Origin of the sequence: Halovulum marinum (assembly GCF_009697225.1) — a bacterium.
GTDB lineage: Bacteria > Pseudomonadota > Alphaproteobacteria > Rhodobacterales > Rhodobacteraceae > Halovulum > Halovulum marinum.
Map to the genome: position 1 here is coordinate 395,674 of NZ_WIND01000001.1, position 15,887 is coordinate 411,560.

Here is a 15,887-nt window from a genome sequence, read left to right on the forward strand (position 1 = left end):
CGGCGCCGTGCCCCTGCTGGGCGCGGCGCTGTTGCTTGCGGGCTGCGCCGGCGACCGGCTGTCGGACACCTCGACCGGGCCGGGCGGCGTGCCGGCCTCGCGCCGGCTGCAGGGCGACGACGGGCTGGCGATCGGCCACCGGCTGATGGCGTCCGGCGAGTACGAACTGGCGCTCGACGCCTATTACGCCGCCGGCGTGCAGCTCGGGCTCAACGCCGACGTGCTCAGCGCCGTCGGCTCGGCGAACCTGAAGCTGGGCCGGCTGAACCAGGCCGAGAAGGTCCTGCGCCGCGCCATCGACGAGGACGACCGCTTCGTTCCGGCCTGGAACAACCTGGGCATCGTGCTCTACAACCGGGGCGAGCTGGGCGAGGCGCGCGAGGCATTCCGCGTCGCCTTCGCCCTGGACAGCGGCGCCAGCCCGGAAATCCGCGACAACCTGCAGCTGCTTGACGCAAAGCTGGCACAGGTCGTGCCCGAGCAGGAGCCCGATGCCGATTTTCGATTGGTCAGGCGGGGCAATGGGCGGTATCTTCTGCTGGGAAACAACTAACCCCCCGAGCAGAGGTACAGGCTTATGTTTTCATGGACTTCCCACCTGCCAAAGGTGGCCGTCCTCGCCACGCTGGTCGTAGCCGGGTGTGACAACCAGGCGGCCAGCGACGCCGCCCGCGAAGAACTCGCCAATCTCGACAGCCTGAACGTCATCGACGAGAGCAATCTCAACGAGTTGATGCTGAATTTCGCGGACCCGAAGCAGTCCGTCGCCTATTTCCAGCGCGGGCTGGCGAACGACCCGACCCGGGTCGAGTTCCAGCGCGGTCTGGCGAAGTCGCTGCTGGCCGCCGGGCGCCCGGCGGAATCCGCCTCCGCCTACCGCGAGATGGACCGCCAGGGGAACCTGACCGCCGCCGACCGGCTGGAGTTCGCCGAGGCGCTGATCCAGACCGGCGAATGGGACGCGGCGCGCACCCAGCTCGGCCAGATTCCGCCGACCGTCGAGACCTACGACCGCTACCGGCTCGAGGCGATGGTGGCCGACAACCGCAAGGAATGGAAGCGCGCGGATTCCTACTACCAGCAGGCGCGGGAGCTGACCACGCGGCCGGCCTCGATCTACAATAACTGGGGCATCTCCAAGCTGGCGCGCGGCGACCGCACCGGCGCCGAGGAGATGTTCATCAAGGCGATCAGCTACGACAGCAAGATGTTCTCGGCGAAGAACAACCTGGCGATCAGCCGCGCCACGCGCCGGGTCTACGACCTGCCGATCGTGCCGATGTCGAAGACCGACGAGGCCGAGCTGCTGCACAACGTCGCGCTGCAGGCGATCCGCAACGGCGACGTGGACATCGGCCGGGGCCTGCTGGAAAAGGCCGTCGAGACCCATCCCCGGTATTTCGAGCAGGCCGCGACCAAGCTGGCGGCGCTGAACCGCTCGGTGCTGCGCTGACACCCCCAGACCCAGACCCGGAGGCGATGCGCCCATGGTGATGCCCGAGGCCGCCTTCTTCTTCCTCACGCTGCCGTTCGCGATCTGGGCGGCGTGGGGGGATCTGAAGCGGATGAAGATCTCGAACGTGTTCAACCTGACCCTGTTCGGGGTCTTCCTGGTGTCCGGGCTGTTCCTGGTGCCGCTGCCGGAATACGGCATGCGCCTGGCGATCGGCCTCGCCGCGCTGGTGGTCGGTTTCGTGCTGAACGCGCGCGGCAATCTGGGCGGCGGCGACGCGAAATACATCGCGGCGTTCCTGCCCTTCGTCCGGCCCGAAGACCTGTCGGTGTTCTTCCTGGTGCTGGCGATGTGCCTGCTGGCGGCGCTGCTGGTGCACCGGACCGCACGTCGCACGGCATGGGTCCGGGCACAGGCGCCGGACTGGAAATCCTGGACCGCGCAGAAATTCCCGATGGGGCTCGGCCTGTCCGGCGCGCTCAGCTTCTACCTGGCGATGCGCGCCTTCAGCCTGCCGCTTGCTGCCGCCGCAGCAGGATGAACAGGTCGGTGCGCAGCACCTCCTCCAGGGTCTCGCCCGAGGCTTGCAGATCCTCCAGCTTCATCGCCCGGGCCCGCGACGAGACCGCGCACAGCGGCACCATCACGAACGCCACCTCGGCCAGGTCGCCGTCGGCGCCGTAGTACCACGGCCCGGCGCCGCGGGTCGGGCGGAACGGGCCGAACAGCCACAGGAAATCGTGGATGTCGGCGACGTAGACCTGCTGGCCGACGGCCTCGGGCACCTCCGCCAGCTGCGCCGCCGCCTTCCACAGCCAGCCGACCACCGGCCCGGTCATGACGCAGTCGGCAAACGTCTCGCCCGCGATCTCGAAGCTTTTCGTGACCGGCTCTTCGGGGGCCTCGCCCTCGGGATAGCCGACCCGGCTGAACGGCATCTCGACGCCGCCGGTGTACTTGCGCTCGGCTGCGATCAGGATGTCCTGCCGGCCCGCCAGCGGAAAGATCGGCGACATCTCCTTGGTATCGTAGGTCAGGTTGCGCATCCCCGAGGTCGCCAGGTTCGACATGCTGGGAAAGAACAGCAGGAAGGCGAACAGCCCCAGCACCGTCGCCACCGCCCGCGGCGAGAACCCGCGGATCGGCGGCGCGTCCGCGCGCGGCCGGTGCGCCAGCAGCACCACCCCCAGCAGGAACAGCCATTTCGGGTCGTTGCCCCAGTTCTGGTAGGTGATGTAGACGAAGCCCGGCGCCAGCAGCAGCAGGTACAGGCCCTGCCCCTCCATCCCGGCGCGGCGCCACAGCACCACGGTCGCCATCAGCAGCGCGCTGATCGGCAGGAACCGCGGGCTGGCGACGATGTCGCCCAGCGCCAGCCCCGGGTGCGGCCGCACGCGCCCGGCGGACACCTCGAGCAGGTCGGCGGCGTAGGCCTGCCAGAAACCGGCGCCGCCATAGCCGACCGTCACCGCCGCCAGCACCGCCAGCGCGGTAATCGCCCCCGCCCCGGCCAGCACCATCTGCCGCTCGCGCAGCACGAACACCAGCACCGCCGGCAGCAGCGCGATCGCGAACGTCACCTTGATCATCACCAGCGCCGCACCGGCGACGCCCATCAGCGCGCCGTCGACCAGCGGCGCGCGCCAGCCGTCGCGCGGCGGCAGCAGCATCGGGAACACGATGAACGAGGTCAGCACCCAGGCCCAGCGGTTGTAGTACATCGACAGCGTCAGCGCCGGGTTCTCGCCGCCGAAGATCAGCGCCATCGCCAGCATCACCATGCCGATGCCGTACAGCGGCCGCACCCAGCCGCCGAGCCGGCTGATGCCGATCCACCAGATCCCCGGCAGCAGCAGCATGCCGACCATGGTCTGGGCCAGCAGGAACGCCATCCCCGGGCCATAGCCGCGCTCCAGGAACATCTGCACCGGCAGGAAGGCGAACATGCCCAGCGGGGTCATGAAATCGACGTGCGGCCGGGCACCGTCGGCCAGCCGGTAGGCGATGTCCAGCGAGTGGATCGTGTCCACCTCGTGCCCGGTCAGCCGCAGCGAGCCGGGCGCGAGCGAGATCGCCGCCAGCGCCAGGAACACCCCCGCCAGCACCAGCGCGAAACGGAAGGATTGAATTGTCATCTGCCTGCCCGATCGTCGTTTTTCTTCAACGTGACGGTATTGCCGGCGGCAGGCAACGCAGAATTGCCTTTTTTCGGTCGTACGTGTTCCCTACGATTCGATGACATTCGGATATCTGCGGGGATCCACATGAACGAGATGACATCGCTCCCGACCGGGGTAAAGGCACCGGTCATGCCGCTGCGGGTCGAGGACCTCGGGCTCGAGATCGTCATGATGCGGGATGTCCTCCTGAAGACCTTCTTCCGGCGCAACCTGACCAGCCTGACCGACACCGCCGAGGCGCTGTGCGTCACGCCGCCGATCGCGCAGGACCTGATCGACCGCTGCCGCGAGAACGGCCTGATCGAGACGCTGGGCAACCGCGGCGCCTCGCAGACCGCCGAACTGCGCTACCAGCTGACCGAAACGGGCCGCGCCCGGGCGCTGGACGCGCTGCAGCAGTCCGAATACTACGGCGCGCTGCCGGTACCGCTGGAGGCGTACTGGAAGCAGACCGCGCGGCAGTCGATCTCGGACGCGGTGATCACGCAGGAGCGGCTGGAAGGCTCGATGGGCCACCTGGTGCTGCCGGCGGGAATGCTGGACCAGCTGGGCCCGGCGGTGAACTCGGGCCGCTCGGTGCTGCTGTACGGCCCGCCGGGCAACGGCAAGTCGTCGATCTCGAACGGCATCCGCGATGCGCTGGGCGACAACATCTACGTGCCGCAGTTCCTGGAATACGCCGGCCAGGTGATCTCGGTGTTCGATCCGATCGTGCACACGCTGGCCAAGGTCGAGCGCACCGAAAGCAACAGCCTGCGCCGCAGCGACGTCGAATTCGACAAGCGCTACGTGCTGTGCCGGCGCCCGTCGGTGATGACCGGCGGCGAGCTGACCCTGGACATGCTGGATCTGAATTTCAACGTCACCAGCCGCACCTACCAGGCGCCGCTGCAGCTCAAGGCCAGCGGCGGCGTGTTCATCGTCGACGACCTCGGCCGCCAGACCGAGCCGCCGCAGGCGCTGATCAACCGCTGGATCGTGCCGATGGAAAGCTCGTTCGACATCCTGTCGCTGCAGTCCGGCCAGAAGTTCATGGTGCCGTTCGACACGCTGGTGATCTTCTCGACCAACTTCGCCCCGTCCGAGATGTTCGACGGCGCCGCGCTGCGCCGGATCTACTACAAGATCAAGGTCGACAACCCGAACCGCGAGGATTTCATCAAGGTGTTCGTGAAGACCTCGCGCGCCTACAAGATCCACCCGGACGAGGAGGTGCTGACGCATCTGCTGAAGCACCGCTACCCCGAGGTCGGCAACAGCTTTGCCAACTACCACGCGCCGTTCCTGATCGACCAGATGCTGTCGATCGCCGACTACGAGGGGCGCGAGCGCAAGATGACCATCGACCTGGTGGACCGCGCCTGGGCGAACCTGTTCGTCGAAGAGTGACGTGCGCACCGCCGTCGTAGGCTGCGGCCAGATGGGCCGGCCGATGGCCGAGGCCCTGCAGGCCGCGGGCTTCGATCTGCGCGGGCTGGACGTGCTGCCGCCCGACGGCTTCGGACCGCTGGCGCCGGTGATGAGCACCGATCCCGGCGCGCTGGCGGACCGCGAGGTGGCGATCACCGTGGTCCGCGACGCGGCGCAGACCGATGCGATCCTGTTCGGCCCCAACGCCTTCCTGCCCCGCGCCCGCCGGCTGCGCGCGCTGGTGGTCAGCTCCACCCTGTCGCCGCGCTATGTCCGGGCGCTGCGCGACCGGCTGCCCGCCGGCCTGGCGCTGGTCGACGCGCCGATGTCCGGCGCCCCGATCGCCGCGCAGGAGCGGCGCTTGAGCTTCATGCTGGGCGGCGAGGCCGCCTGGATCGACCGGCTGATGCCGCAGTTCCGCGCCATGGGCAGCAACTTCCACCACATGGGCGACGTCGGCGCCGGGATGACCGCAAAGGTGCTGAACAACCTGATCGCGGCCAGTTCCACCGCCGCCACCCGCACCGCGCTGGCCTGGGGCCGGGCGCTGGGGGTCGAGGACGCGCGCCTGCGCGCGGTGTTCGAGGACAGCTCGGGGCAGACCTGGTTCGGCAGCAATTTCGACCGGATCTCCTGGGCGCGCGAGGGGTTCGACCCGGCGAACACCATGGGCATTCTGGCGAAGGACGTCGCGGCGGCGCTGGATGCCGCCCCGGCGGACGCGGACCGGGACTTGCCACAGGCGATCATCGACGCCATCTCTCGCCTCGACAGGTATGATTGAGACGCGATGCTCCCGGAACGCTTCGCGGAGTGGTTCGCCGCGCGCGGCTGGTCTCCGCATCCCCACCAGCTGGCCCTGCTGGACCGCGCGGCCGCGCCCGCGACGCTGCTGGTCGCGCCGACCGGCGGCGGCAAGACGCTGGCCGGGTTCCTGCCGACGCTGGTCGAGCTGGCGTCCGGCGCGCACCGCGGCATGCACACGCTCTACGTCTCGCCGCTGAAGGCGCTGGCGGCCGACATCCGCCGCAACCTGCAGGCCCCGGCGGACGAGCTGGGGCTGGACATCCGCATCGAGGACCGCACCGGCGACACCCGCGCCGCGGCCCGCGCGCGGCAGCGGGTGGACCCGCCGCAGATCCTGCTGACCACGCCGGAAAGCCTGGCGCTGCTGCTCAGCTACGAGGACGCGCCGCGCATCTTCGCCGGTCTGCGCCGCGTTGTCGTCGACGAGATCCACGCCCTGGCCGAAGGCAAGCGCGGCGACCAGCTGATGCTGGGCCTCTCGCGGCTGCAGGCGCTGCGCCCCGGTCTGCGCCGCGTCGGCCTGTCCGCCACCGTCGAGAACCCGCCGCGGCTGGCCGAGTTCCTGGCGCCGGCGCGCGGTGCCTGCGGCATCATCCACGCCGATCCCGGCCCCGACCCCAACATCGCGCTGCTGGAGACGCCCGAGCCGCCGCCCTGGGCCGGCGCCGGCGGGCGCTATGCCGCCGCCGCGGTGATGGACCGGATCCGCGCGGCGCGCACCACGCTGGTGTTCATCAACACCCGCGCCCAGGCCGAGCTGTTCTTCCAGGCGCTGTGGGCCGAGAACCACGAGGCGCTGCCGATCGCCATCCACCACGGCTCGCTGGCCCGCGAGGCGCGCGAAAAGGTCGAACGGGCGATGGTCGCTGGCGATCTCAAGGCCATCGTCTGCACCGGCTCGCTGGACCTGGGCATCGACTGGGGCGACGTCGACCTGGTGATCCAGATCGGCGCGCCGAAGAACGTCAAGCGGCTGGTGCAGCGCATCGGCCGCGCCAACCACCGCTACGACGAGCCGTCGCGGGCGCTGCTGGTGCCGGCGAACCGGTTCGAGGTGATCGAGTGCCGCGCCGCGCTCGAGGCGGTGTACGCCCGCGATCTGGACGGCGACGGGCGCGGCGACGGTCCGCTGGACGTGCTCTGCCAGCACATCCTGCTGACCGCCTGCGCCGGCCCGTTCGACGCCGACACGCTGTACCACGAGGTGCGCGGCGCCGGGCCCTACCGCGATCTCGGCCGCGCCGATTTCGACGACTGCGTCGCGTTCTGCGCCACCGGCGGCTACGCGCTGCGGGCGTACGACCGCTGGCAGCGGCTGAAGCGGACCGACGGCCGCTGGCACCTGCGCGACCCGCGCACCGCGCGGAACCTGCGGATGAACATCGGCACCATCGTCGAGACCGAGACCCTGGCGGTGCGCATGCGCGGCCGCGGCGGCGCGCCGCTGGGCGAGGTCGAGGAGGCCTTCGCCGCCACCCTCACCCCCGGCGACACCTTCCTGATCGGTGGGCAGACGGTGCGCTACGAGCGCCTGCGCGAGATGGTGGTCGAGGTCACCCGCAAGCCCGACCGGCAGCCGATGATCGCGGTGTTCTCGGGGGTGAAGATGGCGACCTCGGTCGAACTGGCGCACCGCGTCGTGTCGATGCTGTCGGACCCGGCGCGCTGGCACGACCTGCCCGCCCACACCGCCGAGTGGCTGCAGCTGCAAGCCCGGATCTCGGCCCTGCCCCGGCCCGACCGGCTGCTGGCCGAGACCTTCGAGCGCGCCGGCCTGGACCATCTGTGCCTCTACACCTTCGCCGGTCGCAACGCGAACCAGACGCTGGGCCTGCTGGTGACCCGCCGGATGGAAGATGCCGGGCTCGACCCGGTCGGCTTCGTCTCGACCGACTACGCGCTGCTGATCTGGGGGCTGCGGCGGGTGACCGACCCGGCGGCGCTGCTGCGTCCCGAGAACCTGCGCGCCGGGCTCGACACCTGGCTGTCCGAGAACGCCGTGATGAAGCGCACCTTCCGCACCGCCGCGGTGATCGCCGGGCTGATCGAACGCAACATCCCCGGCCGCCGCAAGACCGGGCGGCAGGCGACGTTCTCGTCGGACATCCTCTACGACACGCTGCGCAAGTACGACCCCGACCATCTGCTGATGCGCATCACCCGCGCCGAGGCCGCCCGCGGCCTGGTCGACTACGGCCGCATCGAAGAGATGCTGCGCCGCATCGAAGGCCGGGTCGATCTGGTCGCGGCACCGCACGTCACGCCCCTCGCCGCGCCGCTGCTGCTGGAGATGGGCAAGGTCCCGATCAAGGGCGCGGCGCAGCAGACGGCGCTGGAAACCGAGGCCGGACAGCTGATGCAGGAGGCCGGCCTGACGCCCGAGGCGAAGCCGGCGGGGGATCAATTCTCACGGCATGTGACTTCCCGGCATCACAGCTGAGAGTTGCACTTGCATCCCGTCCTGTGTTCTTGTTTTGTATTTGCATGACCGACACCCCGTTCACCCTCTGCGGCGCCAGTCTGACCGCCCGGCCGTCGGGCGCGCTCTGGTGGGCCGAGGCCGGCATCCTGTGCGTGGCCGATCTGCACCTGGGCCGGTCCGAGCGGATGGCCCGACGCGGCGGAACGCTGCTGCCGCCCTACGAAACGCGGGCCACGCTGGACCGGCTCGAGGCCGAGATCGCGGCGCTCGATCCGCGCAGCGTGATCTGCCTGGGAGACAGCTTCGACGACCAGCGCGTACCCGACGCGCTCGACGAACCGGTGCGCTGGCAACTGGGCACGATGATGTCGGGACGCCGCTGGATCTGGGTGGCCGGCAACCACGACCCGCAGGCGCCGGACATCGGCGGCACCGCGATGGAGGAAGTCGCGCGCGGGCCGCTGACCTTCCGCCACATCGCCCTGCCGCGTGCCGCCGCCGGCGAGGTTTCCGGGCACTACCACCCGAAGACCCGGGTCCGCACCCGCGCCGGCGCAGTGGCGCGGCCCTGCTTCGTGCACGATTCACGGCGGCTGATCCTGCCCGCGTTCGGCACCTACACCGGCGGGCTCAACTGCACCTCGGACGCGCTGCAGACCCTGTTCGAGGATGACGCGGTGTGCATCCTGACCGGCAACGCCACCACCACCGTCCCGCTCCGGCGCCGCGAATCGGCCTGACCGGCGGCGCGCGGCGGCTCAGGCCGTCAGGCCCTCGGGCTCCGGCAGGCCGTGGATCCGGCAGCACGCGGTCAGCGTGTTCGCCAGCAGGCAGGCGATGGTCATCGGCCCGACGCCGCCGGGCACCGGCGTGATCGCGCCCGCGACCTGCGCCGCGCTGTCGAAATCGACGTCGCCCACCAGCCGGTGCTTGCCCGCGCCGCGCTCCGGCGCCGGGATCCGGTTGATGCCGACGTCGATCACCGTGGCGCCGGGCCTGATCCACTCGCCGGTCACCATCTGCGGCCGCCCGACCGCCGCCACCAGGATGTCGGCGCGGCGGCAGACCTCCTGGAGGTCGCGGGTCCGCGAATGCGCGACGGTGACGGTGCAGCTGTCGCGCAGCAGCAGGTTCGCCATCGGCTTGCCGACGATGTTCGAGCGCCCGAGCACCACCGCGTTGCGCCCGCTCAGATCGCCCAGCCGGGCGCGCAGCAGCATCAGGCAGCCCAGCGGCGTGCACGGCACCATCGCCTTCTGCCCGGTGCCCAGCAGACCGACGTTCAGGATGTGGAACCCGTCCACGTCCTTTTCCGGCGCGATCGCGTTGATCACCAGGTCGCTGTCGATGTGGTCCGGCAGCGGCAGCTGCACCAGGATGCCGTGGATCGACGCGTCGGCGTTCAGCTGCGCGATCAGCGCCAGCAGATCGTCCTGCGACGTCGCGGCGTCCAGCTTGTGCTCGACCGACTTCATCCCGGCCTCGAGCGTCTGCCGGCCCTTGTTGCGGACATAGACCTCGCTGGCCGGATCCTCGCCCACCAGCACCACCGCCAGGCCGGGGCGCAGGCCGTGATCGTCGCGCAGCCGGGCGACCTCCTGCGCGACGCGGGCGCGCATCTCGGCCGCGAAGGCCTTGCCGTCGATGATCTCTGCGGACATGCGCTATCTTGCCTGTCTTGCCGCCCGGACCGGCTTCCGCCACCGGGCCCCGGTGCCACTGGTCTTGCCGGACGATCTTGTCGGGGACTCCAGCAGGGCATAATCGGCCCGGTAGATCTCCCGCACCCGCGCCTGCTGCGCCGGGGTCAGGGTGATCTCGGCCCGGTCGTCCTTCTTCTTCTTGTGCGGAAAGGCGATCTTCGCGCCGATCCGCGCGTCGAGAAACGCCTCCAGCGTCGCGAACTGCTCCAGCCGGTAGACGTGATCGAACCAGCGCAGGTTGCGGCCCAGATAGAAGCTCATCGGCCGGAAATGCCGCTTCAGCATGCCGGACCGGGCCATGTACTGGTCGAAATTTTCCAGGAACGCGTCGATGTCCGGCCGGCTGGGCAGCGTGCTGTCGCGCACCACCGGGCCGTTCTCCAGCCGCTCCAGCTGCCCGTCCAGGATCTTGTTGCGGAACCCCGAGACGAAGCGCGCGAGCGGATCGCGCACGATCGCCAGGGTCTCGTAGTCCGGGTGCCGCTGTGCGCGATCCGCCTTCGCGACCTTGTGGAAGCGGGCGCGGATCTCGGGCCGGGTCTTGTCCGCGCCGCGATGCGCGTCGACCCGGTCAAGATCCAGCCCGTTGTTGATCGTGTAGAGGACCGACCGCATCGTCGACGAGCCGACCTTCGGCACGGGAAAATAGGCGATCCTCAACCGCTCGCAGTATATCGGCATCCGCCGCTCCACTTGCTGTTCCGGGCGGCACGTTCGTCCAGTTCGGCGGTCAAAACAACCCCTCGATCTGGCCGGCGTCGTTGAAGCGGATCTGCTCCGCCGAGGGTACCCGCGGCAGGCCGGGCATGGTCATGATCTCGCCGCAGATCACCACCACGAAACCCGCGCCCGCCGACAGCCGCACCTCGCGCACCGGCACCGAGTGCCCGGTCGGCGCGCCGCGCAGGTTGGGATCGGTCGAGAACGAGTACTGCGTCTTCGCCATGCACACCGGCAGATGGCCGTAGCCGGCGTTTTCCCAGGCGTGCAGCTGGTCGCGGATCCGCTTGTCGGCCAGCACCTCGTCGGCGCGGTAGATCCGCTTGGCGATGGTCTCGATCTTGTGGAACAGGCTCATCTCGTCCGGGTACAGCGGCGCGAACTGCGCCATGCCGCTGTCGGCCAGCTGCGCCACCCGGCGCGACAGGTCGGCGATGCCGGCGCTGCCCTCGGCCCAGTGCCGGCAGACGATCGCCTCCGAGCCCTGCCGGTCGACATAGGCCATCACCTCGTCGATCTCGGCCTCGGTGTCGGTGACGAAGTGGTTGATGGCGACCACCGCGGGCACCCCGAACGAGCGGATGTTGGCGATGTGCCGGCCCAGGTTCTCGCAGCCCTTGTGGACCGCGGCGACGTTCTCTGCGCCCAGGTCCTCCTTCTTCACGCCGCCGTTCATCTTCATCGCGCGCACGGTGGCGACGATGACCACCGCATCGGGGGCCAGATCCGCCATCCGGCACTTGATGTCCATGAACTTCTCGGCGCCCAGATCGGCGCCGAAGCCGGCCTCGGTCACCACATAGTCGGCCAGCTTCAGCGCGGTCTTGGTGGCGATCACGCTGTTGCAGCCGTGGGCGATGTTGGCGAACGGGCCGCCGTGCACGAAGGCCGGGTTGTTCTCCAGCGTCTGCACCAGGTTCGGCTGCATCGCCTGCGCCAGCAGCACGGTCATCGCGCCGTCGGCCTTCAGGTCGCGCGCCGAGACCGGCTCGCGCTCGCGCGTATAGGCGACGATGATCCGGCCCAGCCGCTCCTGCAGGTCCCTGATGTCGGTCGCCAGGCACAGGATCGCCATCACCTCCGAGGCGACGGTGATGTCGAATCCGCCCTGCCCCGGGAAGCCGTTGGCGACACCGCCCAGGCTGGTGACGATCTCGCGCAGGGCGCGGTCGTTCATGTCCATCACCCGCCGCCAGACGATGCGGCGCTGGTCGATGCCCAGCTCGTTGCCCCAGTAGATGTGGTTGTCGATCATCGCCGACAGCAGGTTGTGGGCGCTGGTGATGGCGTGGAAATCGCCGGTGAAGTGCAGGTTCATGTCCTCCATCGGCACCACCTGCGCCAGCCCCCCGCCGGCGGCGCCGCCCTTCATGCCGAAGCACGGACCCAGGCTGGCCTCGCGGATGCAGATCGCGGCGTTCTTGCCGATCGCGTTCAGCCCGTCGCCCAGCCCGACCGTGGTCGTGGTCTTGCCCTCGCCCGCCGGGGTCGGGTTGATCGCGGTGACCAGGATCAGCTTGCCGTCGGGCCGGTCCTTCTGCGCGGCGATGAACTCGGCCGAGACCTTGGCCTTGTCATGGCCGAAGGGCAGCAGTTCGGTCTCGGGGATGCCCAGACGGGCGCCGATCTCCTGGATCGGTTTCTTTTTGGCTTCGCGGGCGATCTCGATGTCGGTCTTGTAGGCCATGAAGTGGCGGGCTCCCTGTGTCCGGCGGCGCGTCCTCGGGCCATAAAGCGGCAAGCGGGGGCCGGGCGGTAGCGGGATAACGACCCAACGGCCGGCGAAATCGACGATCGCGGGCGCTTCGGGTTTCACAACGGAAACCCGCGGCCGTCTGCGGCACCAGATGGCACCATGCGATGCGTGCCGGGAAACGCGAAACCCCGGGCCTTGCGGGGCCCGGGGCTGCGGTGGGATCGTGCCGGCGCGGCCGGTTCAGGTCGGCTCCGGCTCCAGCCCGGAATCCTCGCCCGGGCGGCGGCGCGGGCGGCCGGTCTTCGGGATCGCGGCGACGCTGGGCTTGTCATCGTCGCCCGAGTCCTCCTCCTCGTCCGAGCCGCGGTTCAGCGGCTCGCCGTTGATCACGCGGGTGATCTCGGCGCCGGTCAGGGTCTCGTACTCCAGCAGGCCCTCGGCCAGCCGCTTCAGATCGTCGGCCTTCTCGGTCAGGATCCGCTTGGCGGTTTCGTAGCCCTCGTCGACCAGCCGGCGGACCTCCTGGTCGATCACCTCCTGGGTGTCGGGGCCGGCGTTGACCCCGCCCTGCTGCGGGCCGAGATAGCTGAACTGCTCGTTGGCATAGTCGATGTTGCCCAGCGTCTCGGACATGCCGAAGCGGGTGACCATCGCCCGCGCGATCCGCGACACCTGCTGGATGTCGCTGGCCGCGCCGCTGGTCACGTTGTCCGCGCCGAAGGTCAGCTCCTCGGCGACCTTGCCGCCCATCGCCATGGCGATCTGGCTCTTGTACTTCGCCTTGGTCACCGACAGCTGGTCGCGCTCGGGCAGGCTCAGCACCAGCCCCAGCGCGCGGCCGCGCGGGATGATCGTCGCCTTGTGGATCGGATCGTGCTGCGGAACGTTCAGCCCGACCACCGCGTGCCCGGCCTCGTGATAGGCGGTCAGCTTGCGCTCGTCGTCGGTCATCACCATCGAGCGCCGCTCGGCGCCCATCATCACCTTGTCCTTGGCGTTCTCGAAATCCTCCATGGTCACGAACCGCTTGCCGGTGCGCGCGGCCATCAGCGCCGCCTCGTTCACCAGGTTCGCCAGGTCCGCGCCCGAAAAGCCGGGCGTGCCGCGGGCGATGATCCGCAGGTCGACGTCGGGACCCAGCGGCACCTTGCGGGCGTGGACCTCCAGGATCTTCTTGCGGCCGTTGATGTCCGGGTTGGTCACCTGCACCTGGCGGTCGAAGCGGCCGGGGCGCAGCAGCGCCGGGTCCAGCACGTCGGGGCGGTTGGTGGCGGCCAGCAGGATCACGCCCTCGTTGGCCTCGAAGCCGTCCATCTCGACCAGCAGCTGGTTCAGGGTCTGCTCGCGCTCGTCGTTGCCGCCGCCGTAGCCGGCGCCGCGATGGCGGCCGACGGCGTCGATCTCGTCGATGAAGACGATGCAGGGCGCGTTCTTCTTCGCCTGCTCGAACATGTCGCGCACGCGCGAGGCGCCGACGCCGACGAACATCTCGACGAAGTCCGAGCCCGAGATGGTGAAGAAGGGAACCCCCGCCTCGCCGGCGATCGCCCGCGCCAGCAGCGTCTTGCCGGTGCCCGGCGGGCCGACCAGCAGCGCGCCCTTCGGGATCTTGCCGCCCAGGCGGCTGAATTTCTGCGGGTCGCGCAGGAATTCGACGATCTCTTCCAGCTCCTCCTTGGCCTCGTCGATGCCGGCGACGTCGTCGAATGTCACCTTGCCCGACTTCTCGGTCAGCATCTTGGCCTTGGACTTGCCGAAGCCCATCGCACCGCCCTTGCCGCCGCCCTGCATGCGGTTCATGAAGAAGATCCACACCCCGATCAGCAGCAGGAACGGCAGCCACAGCGACAGCGTCGCCATGAATGTCGACTGCTCCTGCGGCACCACCTCGATGTTGACGTCGGCGCCGCGCAGTTCGGGAAGTGGATCGGCGTTGCGCGGCTGCACGGTCTGCAGCGTCCGGTTGTCGCGGGTCGCGACGATGACGTTCTCGCCGTCCAGCTTGACCGAAGAGACCTGATCGGATTCGACCAGGTCCAGGAACTCGGAATAGCTGATGTCGCGCGCCGACTGGGTCGGGCCGCCGTTGCTGAACACGTTGAACAGCGCCAGCATCAGTACGAAAACGATCACCCAGAAGATGATGTTCTTAGAATTTCCCACGAGGGCTTCTCCCGCTCGGATCGGGCGCTGCGCGCCCTGTTCCCGTCTGCGTTACCACATAAGGGGTGTCGCAAAGGTTTCAACTTGGACCAAGTGCCGCAAGGAACCGGCCAGGCTCCGTCAAAAGCCAAGCATGACAGGGTTCCCGGGGCAATGCAAAGGGTGCGGCAATCAGCGCGCCGCGCCTGCGGAACGCCGGCAGCGCGGCCAGCGCCAGCCGCGGGTGGCCGGTCGCACGCCAGTCCGGCAGCTCGGCCAGCCCCGCTTCGCCCAGCGCCGCGACGGTCACCCCCGGCTCCGCCGGCCCGGTGCCCCAGCGGCCGTCCCAGACCTGCCCCGCCGGCACCGCGGGGCCGGTGCGTTCCGCCTCGCGCAGCACGGTCACGGAGCCGCCGCCGCGCTCGACCACGCAGCCGTGCAGCGTGCGGCGCGCCGGCGCCGCGTCGGCGTCGTCCCATGCCCAGGCGTCCAGCGCCTGCAGCTGCGCCAGCCGCGGGGTGTAGTCCGCGCCCGAGACCCAGCGCAGCGCCTCGGCCAGCAGGCGCAGGCGCAACTCCGGCTCGGCGGCGCGCAGCCGGGCGCGGTCGAGCCGCAGGTATCCGGCGGCGCTGGGCTCCGCCGCACTTCGCGCCAGTTCGGCCACCGCCGCCCGCACCACCCGCGCCGCCCGGTCCAGCGCCGCGGCGGTCTCGGCGAGGCGCTCGACGCCCAGCCCCAGCCGGTCCAGCTCGGGCATGGCGGCGCGCAGCCGGGCACGGTCGAAGCGCGGATCGCGGTTGCCGGGGTCCTCGGCCCAGTCCAGCCCGCGCGCGCGCAACTCGTCGCGCAGCGCCTCGCGGCGCAGCGACAGCAACGGGCGCACCCAGGTCACGCCCGCCGCCTGCTGCACCGGCTTCATCCCGGTCAGCCCGTAAAGCCCCGAGCCGCGCGCCAGCCGCAGCAGGAAGGTCTCGGCCTGGTCGTCCCGCGTGTGCCCCAGCGCGATCAGGCCGATGCGGTGCCGTGCCGCCCAGCCGCCGATCAGCGCCCGCCGGGCGCGGCGCGCCGCGTCCTGGAGATTGCCCGAGGGGCGGTCGGTCCAAGGCAGGATGTCGTGGGCGATGCCCAGCCGCGCGGCGGCGTCCGCCGCCTGCCGCGCCTCGGCCGCGCTGTCCGGGCGCAGGCCGTGATCCACGGTGACGGCGCGCAGCGGGCGGCCCTCGGCGCATTCGGCCAGCAGCACCATCAGCGCCAGCGAGTCGCCGCCGCCCGAAACCGCGACGCCGAGCGGGCCGCCCGGAATCGCCGCCAGCGCGGCGGCCAGCCGCCGGCCGACCGTCCCCGCCGCCATCGG

At 70.2% G+C, this 15,887-nt stretch carries 13 protein-coding genes; 7 read left to right on the forward strand and 6 right to left on the reverse strand.

The genetic code is table 11. The features are described 5' to 3' along the window. Positions 1 to 13: 13 nt before the first annotated feature. The 3 genes from GE300_RS02050 to GE300_RS02060 are packed head-to-tail and all read left to right on the forward strand — an operon-like array spanning position 14 to position 1,994. Positions 14 to 553, forward strand: a complete 540-nt coding sequence (locus GE300_RS02050) for a tetratricopeptide repeat protein (RefSeq protein ID WP_407647670.1) — start codon at positions 14 to 16, stop codon at positions 551 to 553. Positions 554 to 607: 54 nt separating this feature from the next. Next, positions 608 to 1,453 (forward strand): tetratricopeptide repeat protein, encoded by an 846-nt coding sequence (locus GE300_RS02055; RefSeq protein WP_325063060.1) that lies wholly within the window; start codon positions 608 to 610, stop codon positions 1,451 to 1,453. Between the two features lie 34 nt (positions 1,454 to 1,487). After that, entirely contained in the window at positions 1,488 to 1,994 is a 507-nt protein-coding gene (locus GE300_RS02060) for an A24 family peptidase (RefSeq protein ID WP_154444422.1), read from the forward strand. Here the strand turns inward: GE300_RS02060 and GE300_RS02065 are convergent. Then, on the reverse strand, positions 1,960 to 3,588 hold the full coding sequence (locus GE300_RS02065; protein WP_154444424.1) for a hypothetical protein: 1,629 nt from the start codon (positions 3,586 to 3,588) through the stop codon (positions 1,960 to 1,962). The two genes, GE300_RS02060 and GE300_RS02065, sit on opposite strands and share 35 nt — an antisense overlap. Before the next feature lie 129 nt (positions 3,589 to 3,717). On the opposite strand from GE300_RS02065, the gene GE300_RS02070 reads away from it, so the two are divergent. Genes GE300_RS02070 through pdeM form a run of 4 tightly spaced genes read left to right on the forward strand, consistent with a single transcriptional unit; the run spans position 3,718 to position 9,012 of the window. Continuing rightward, the gene (locus GE300_RS02070; protein WP_154444426.1) at positions 3,718 to 5,022 is read left to right on the forward strand and encodes an ATPase; all 1,305 of its coding nucleotides are present in this window, start codon (positions 3,718 to 3,720) and stop codon (positions 5,020 to 5,022) included. Between the two features lies 1 nt (position 5,023). After that, positions 5,024 to 5,827, forward strand: a complete 804-nt coding sequence (locus tag GE300_RS23655) for an NAD(P)-dependent oxidoreductase (protein ID WP_325063061.1) — start codon at positions 5,024 to 5,026, stop codon at positions 5,825 to 5,827. A gap of 6 nt (positions 5,828 to 5,833) precedes the next feature. Further along, positions 5,834 to 8,290, forward strand: a complete 2,457-nt coding sequence (locus tag GE300_RS02080) for a ligase-associated DNA damage response DEXH box helicase (RefSeq protein ID WP_154444428.1) — start codon at positions 5,834 to 5,836, stop codon at positions 8,288 to 8,290. A 44-nt stretch (positions 8,291 to 8,334) separates the two neighbouring features. Next, positions 8,335 to 9,012: a ligase-associated DNA damage response endonuclease PdeM gene (gene pdeM / locus GE300_RS02085; RefSeq protein WP_154444430.1), complete on the forward strand. Its 678-nt coding sequence runs from the start codon at positions 8,335 to 8,337 to the stop codon at positions 9,010 to 9,012. An 18-nt stretch (positions 9,013 to 9,030) separates the two neighbouring features. On the opposite strand, the gene folD is transcribed toward pdeM, so the two are convergent. The 5 genes from folD to tilS form a co-directional block, all read right to left on the reverse strand. Then, positions 9,031 to 9,933 carry a bifunctional methylenetetrahydrofolate dehydrogenase/methenyltetrahydrofolate cyclohydrolase FolD gene (gene folD / locus GE300_RS02090; RefSeq protein WP_154444432.1) on the reverse strand — a complete coding sequence of 301 codons (903 nt, stop codon included), beginning with the start codon at positions 9,931 to 9,933 and terminating at the stop codon, positions 9,031 to 9,033. A gap of 3 nt (positions 9,934 to 9,936) precedes the next feature. Continuing rightward, on the reverse strand, positions 9,937 to 10,656 hold the full coding sequence (locus GE300_RS02095; protein ID WP_154444434.1) for a sulfotransferase family 2 domain-containing protein: 720 nt from the start codon (positions 10,654 to 10,656) through the stop codon (positions 9,937 to 9,939). 49 nt (positions 10,657 to 10,705) lie between these two features. Then, positions 10,706 to 12,382, reverse strand: a complete 1,677-nt coding sequence (locus tag GE300_RS02100) for a formate--tetrahydrofolate ligase (RefSeq protein ID WP_154444436.1) — start codon at positions 12,380 to 12,382, stop codon at positions 10,706 to 10,708. A 249-nt stretch (positions 12,383 to 12,631) separates the two neighbouring features. Beyond that, entirely contained in the window at positions 12,632 to 14,554 is a 1,923-nt protein-coding gene (gene ftsH / locus GE300_RS02105; RefSeq protein WP_325063062.1) for an ATP-dependent zinc metalloprotease FtsH, read from the reverse strand. Between the two features lie 79 nt (positions 14,555 to 14,633). Then, on the reverse strand, positions 14,634 to 15,884 hold the full coding sequence (tilS, locus tag GE300_RS02110) for a tRNA lysidine(34) synthetase TilS (RefSeq protein WP_154444438.1): 1,251 nt from the start codon (positions 15,882 to 15,884) through the stop codon (positions 14,634 to 14,636). Positions 15,885 to 15,887 lie beyond the last annotated feature (3 nt).